Raw genomic sequence first — 5,471 nt, forward strand, 5'->3', positions numbered from 1 at the left:
CGCGGTCTCCTCCACCCTCCGCGCGCGCGTCCCGGGCGTGCGCGCGGACACGATCCACTCCAGGATGCCGCGGCGCGCGCTGCGCGGGAAGGCGTCGAAGTTCTCCCGCGCGGGTGGCAGGTCCGCGAGGGCCGCCGCGAGGTCCCCTGGCACGACGAGCGCCTCCACCTCGTCGAGCGCCGTCCACGAGCCGTCACGCCGGGCCGCCTCGACCTTCGCGAGCCCGGCGGGCGCCATCAGGCCCGCCGCGAGGAGCCGTTCCACCCGCGCCTTGTTCGGAGCGGACCAGCCGGAACCCGCCCTGCGCGGCGCGAAGTACAGCATGCCGCGCCGATCGTCGAGCTTGCGGGGCTTGCTGTCCACCCAGCCGAAGCACAACGCCTCCTCCACCGCCTCGTCGTACTCCACGCGCGGCTCGCCCGTCTCCTTCCGGAAGGTCACGAGCCACACGCCCTTCGCGCGGTCGTGGTTCGCCTCCAGCCACGCGCGCCACGCCCCGCGGGTGAGGGGATGCACCGTGTCCTCGGGCAGATCGTCCATGAAGGCATGGTGACGCGGTGCGCCCGCCCCGACCGTGTCGAAGGAGACGGCGCGCGGGACGAACCCGCGCGCCGTGGACTCCACGTTCAGTCGCTCGCGACGGGGACGGCGGGACGCAGCATCTCACGGGCGTCCGGGTACCGGATGATCTGGAAGAAGCTGTTGCGCTGCGCGGGCCGGAAGCCCGCGTCGTGCGCGATGCGCACCAGCTCGCGTTCCGTGGCGGTGTGTCGCCCGTGCCCCCCGGCGGCGCTCACGACGTTCTCCTCCAGCATGGTGCTGCCGAGGTCGGAGGCGCCGTAGTACAGCGCGGCCTGCGCGACCTTGAAGCCCTGCGCGGGCCACGACGCCTGGATGTTCGGCTGGTTGTCGAGGGCGATGCGGGCCACCGCGAGCTGCTGCAGGTACTCCACGGCGGTCGCGCCCGGCGCCTTCCCGGCGAGGCGGGTGTGGGCCGTCTGCAGGCTCCACATCGCGAAGCCCGCGAAGCCGTTGCCGTGCGTGGCGAGCGCGCGGTCCTGCTGGTCGCGGATCTTGAGGAGGTGCGCGGCGCGCTGCGCGTACGTCTCGCCGAAGCCGATCACCATCGTGCTGATGGTGTAGAGCCCCTTGCGCTGCGCCACGTCGATGATGCGGAACCAGTCCTCGGTGCGGATGCGGGCGGGCGCGGCCTTGGCGCGCACCTCGTCCTCCAGGATCTCGCCGCCCGCGCCGGGCAGCCCGTCGAGACCCGCCTCGATGAGCACGTCGAGGAGTTCGTCGGCGCTCATTCCGAAGAACTTCTCGAAGCCGAGGATCTCCTCGGGGCTGAACGCCTCGATGCGGATGCCCCCATGGTGCGTCTTGATGTGACGCAGCAGGCCCGTGTAGTACTCCAGCGGCAGCTTGGGGTTCACGCCGCCCTGCATCAGGATGCGCGTCCCGCCGACCGCCTGGAGTTCGGCGATCTTGTGCGAGATCTGCGCGTAGTCGAGGGTGTAGGCGTCCTTCTGGCGGTCCGTGCGGTAGAACGCGCAGAAGTTGCACCCGACGTTGCAGACGTTGGTGTAGTTGATGTTGCGGTCGATGAGGTACGTCACGACGTCCGGGTCGGCGCGCAGGAGACGCAGGCCGTGCGCGACCGCCGCGACGTCACCGAGCGGCAGGTCATAGAGCCGGGTGATCTCCGCGTGGTCGAGACGCTCACCGCGCGCCGCCTTGTCCAGAAGGGCCGTAGGGTCGAGGACGCTCATGCGGTGAGTCTAGCGCAGGGGGTGCGGGAGAAATGGCCCTCCCTCACGGGCCCGTGTGGTCCACGACGAGGACCGTGGCCTCACGGACGGGCGTGAGGGTCCGCGCGGTGCCCGCCGTCACGCGGGCCGTCTCGCCCGCGCGCAGGTGCACGAACGCGCCGTACGGCAGGTCCACGAGCACCTCCCCGGCGAGGCAGACGTACCAGCGGTCGAGCGGCGCGTCGGGAAGGCGCGTGGCGAGGTGCACGCTCGTCATGCGTCCATCCGTGCCGGGCAGCGCGACGGGCGCGTTCGGCGTGGCCTTCGCGAGCCGCACGAGGTGCAGCGTGTCGGGCGGCGTGACCTTGATCGGCACCTACGCGACGCTCCGCGCGGCCTGGTTGAGCTTCTTGCTGGCCTGCAGGTTCATGCCCTTGGCCTTCTTCACGTCGAGGCCGAGTTCCGGCGCGACCTCCTCGACCTTGCGGCCCTCGTCGCGGACGGCCATCACGAGGCGGCGCTCGGTGTCGCTGAGGACGTTGACGTGCGGTTTGAGTTCCGCCCAGCTCAGCGCGGACTTCTCCTCCCTGCGGGCGGCGGTCTTCGTGGTGGTCTTCGCGGAGGTCTTGCCCTTCGTGGTCCTCGGCGCGGCGCGCTTCGCGGCGGGCTTCGTCGCGGCGGCGCCCGCCGTCTTCTTCGTGGTCGTGGCGGGCTTCTTCGCGGCCGTCTTCTTCGGCGCGGCCTTCTTCGCGCGGGCGGGCTTGCCCTTGGGGGGTCTGCCGCGCTCCTCGACGATCTCGCGCGCCTCGTCGGCGGTCATCGTCTCGGGGTCCTCCGTGTCGCGCAGCGTGGCGTTCACGCTGCCGTCGGTGAGGTACGCGCCGAAACGGCCCGCGCGCAGCTCGATGGCGTCGCGGCCCTCGTACTCGAAGCGCCTGAGGGGGCCACGCGCGGCGCGTCCGCCGCGCGCGCGGGGCTGCATGAAGAGCGCCTCTGCCTGCGAGAGGGTGACGGTGAAGAGCTCCTCGGGCGAGGCGAGGTTGCGGGTGTCGCCGCCGCGCTTGAGGTAGGGGCCGTAACGGCCGTTGTGCGCCCAGACCTCCTCGCCCTCGCTGGTGCCGACGAAACGCGGCAGGCTCAGGAGCTTGAGCGCGCGGTCCAGCGTGAGGGTGTTCAGGTCGTCGCCGGGCAGCAGGGACGACGTGCGCACGGGCGTGTTGCCCTCCCCGAGCTGCACGTACGGCCCGAAGCGCCCCGCGCGCGCGATGACGGGCAGGTCCGTGTTGGGGTCCGTGCCGAGCGGACGCTCGCCGCTGGGCCGCGCGAGGATCTCCTCGGCCTTCTCGATGCCGAGCTCGTCGGGCGCGAGGTCCTCCGGGAGGTTCGCCTTCTGCTCGCCGCGCTGCATGTACGGCCCGAAGCGGCCCACGCGCACCTCGATCCCGCTGCCCCTGAGGCGCGGCACCTCGATCGTGGCGATCTCACGCGCGTCGATGGCTTCCAGGCGCGTCTCCACGAGCCTCTTGAGGCCCAGGCCGCCCGTGTCGCCGTAGTAGAAGGAGCGCAGGTACGGCGTGCGCTTCTGGCGGCCTCCGGCGATGTCGTCGAGGGCCTCCTCCATGCGGGCGGTGAAGTCGTAGTCCACGAGCCGTCCGAAGTGGTGCTCCAGCAGGGCGGACGTGGCGAAGGCCGTCCAGGTGGGGACGAGTGCCTGCCCCCGGCGCATGGCGTAGCCGCGCTCCTGGATGGTGCCGAGGATGCTGGCGTACGTGCTGGGCCGCCCGATCCCGGCCTGTTCGAGGGCCTGCACCAGCGACGCCTCCGTGAAGCGCGCGGGCGGCTGGGTGGTGTGCGAGGCGGCCTTCAGTTCCCGCGCGGTGACCCGGTCGCCGCGCGTGAGGGGAGGCAGCAGCACCTCGCGGTCCTCCAGGGCCGCGTCGGGATCGTCGGCGCCCTCCACGTAGGCGCGCAGGAAGCCGGGGAAGTCGATGGCGCGGCCCGACGCGGCGAACACCGCGTCTCGCCCGTCGGTGGAGCGCCCGCCGAGCCGCACCTGCAGGCGGCGTCCGCGCGCGTCCGCCATCTGCGAGGCGACGGTGCGCTTCCAGATGAGGTCGTAGAGGCGCCACTCGTCGCCGCCGAGCTCGCCACGCAGGCTGTCGGGCGTGCGGAAGCTGCTCCCGGCGGGCCGAATCGCCTCGTGCGCCTCCTGGGCGTTCTTGGACTTCTTGTCGTACGTGCGGGGCGTGGGGTGCAGGTACGCCTGCCCGTACATGTCACGGACCTGGGCGCGAGCGGCGTCCATCGCCTCACGCGAGAGGGTGGTGGAGTCCGTGCGCATGTAGGTGATGTAGCCGCCCTCGTAGAGCTTCTGGGCGGCGCGCATGGTGCGCGCGGCGCTCATGCCGAGCTTGCGTCCGCCCTCCTGCTGCAGCGTGGACGTGATGAAGGGCGCGTAGGGGCGCTGCGTGAAGGGCTTCTCCTCGGCGGAGAGCACCTCGAAGGGCTGCCCCGCGAGGCCAGCCGCGAGGGCGTTCGCCTCCTGTTCGTTCAGCAGCAGCGCCGCCGCGCCCGCCTTCAGGCGGCCCGTGGCGGGATCGAAGTCCTTGCCGGTCGCGAGGCGTGTGCCCGCCACCTCGATGAGGGTGGCGGGGAATACTGCCTTCCCGGCGCCGTCATGCTCGTCACCCGAAGGCGCGGGCCGTCCCGCGCCGCGAAGACCCGAAACGTCGACGGCCACCGCGAAGCGTCCCTCGAGGTCCCACCACGTGCCCGCGTTGAAGCGCATGCGTTCGCGCTCGCGCTCCACGAGCATGCGGGTCGCGACGCTCTGCACGCGGCCCGCGCTGAGCTTCGGCGCGACCTTCTTCCACAGCACCGGCGACACCTCGTAGCCGTAGAGGCGGTCGAGGGCGCGGCGGGCCTCCTGCGCCTCCACGAGGTTCTCGTCGATGGCGCGGGAGTTGCGGATGGCGTTCTCGATGGCTTCCTTGGTGATCTCGTGGAAGACCATGCGGCGCACCGGCACCTTCGGCTTGAGTTCCTGCAGCAGGTGCCACGCGATGCTCTCGCCCTCGCGGTCGTCGTCGGTCGCGAGGACCACCTCGTCCGCCTCCTTGAGGAGGCCGCGCAGCTTGGCCACCTGCTGCTTCTTCTCGGAGGCGACGACGTACAGGGGGCGGAAGTCCTCGTCGACGTTGATGCCGAGCCGCGCCCAGGCCTGCCCCTTGTACTTCTCGGGGATCTCGCTGGCGGAACGCGGAAGGTCGCGGATGTGACCGATGGAGGACTCCACGACGTAGCCGCCACCGAGGTACTTCTCGATGGTCCGGGCCTTGGCGGGCGATTCGACGATGACGAGCGTTTTGGGCATAGGTCCTTCTGGAGCGGGTGAATTGAGGCTGGGAGCGCGTGGCGGCGTGGCCTTGGCGCGAGGGTAGCACAAAACTTCCGCCCCTCATGGCGCGGCACTTCACGTGAACCTGAGGCTCCGCCACCCCCGAACGGTGGCCCGGGCGACGATGATCCCGGCTCCCGGCGGCGTGAACGGCCCTTCATTCTCACCTTCGGTCACGGTCGGCGTTCACCTCCTTGCGGCACCATGGGGAGGTGATCACCACAACCCGGACGCGCGCCCTCGCGGCGCTCCTGCTGACCGCCCTGCTCGCCGCTCCCGCGTCCGCGCAGACCACCCCCGCCGCCCCCGCCCAGAACCGCCCC

The 5,471-nt window shown here is 71.6% G+C and carries 4 protein-coding genes; all 4 read right to left on the minus strand.

What is annotated here, in order from left to right:
* Positions 1-540: YdeI/OmpD-associated family protein (locus DEIPI_RS0101115; protein ID WP_045233399.1), on the minus strand; the 540-nt coding region annotated here is incomplete at its 3' end.
* An 86-nt stretch (positions 541-626) separates the two neighbouring features.
* The gene (locus DEIPI_RS0101120) at positions 627-1,772 is read right to left on the minus strand and encodes a CofH family radical SAM protein (protein WP_027480578.1); all 1,146 of its coding nucleotides are present in this window, start codon (positions 1,770-1,772) and stop codon (positions 627-629) included.
* Positions 1,773-1,815: 43 nt separating this feature from the next.
* Positions 1,816-2,127 carry a hypothetical protein gene (locus DEIPI_RS0101125; RefSeq protein ID WP_027480579.1) on the minus strand — a complete coding sequence of 104 codons (312 nt, stop codon included), beginning with the start codon at positions 2,125-2,127 and terminating at the stop codon, positions 1,816-1,818.
* Positions 2,128-5,124 (minus strand): type I DNA topoisomerase, encoded by a 2,997-nt coding sequence (topA, locus tag DEIPI_RS0101130; protein ID WP_027480580.1) that lies wholly within the window; start codon positions 5,122-5,124, stop codon positions 2,128-2,130.
* Positions 5,125-5,471 lie beyond the last annotated feature (347 nt).

This window comes from Deinococcus pimensis DSM 21231 (assembly GCF_000519345.1).
Classification (GTDB): Bacteria; Deinococcota; Deinococci; order Deinococcales; family Deinococcaceae; genus Deinococcus_A; species Deinococcus_A pimensis.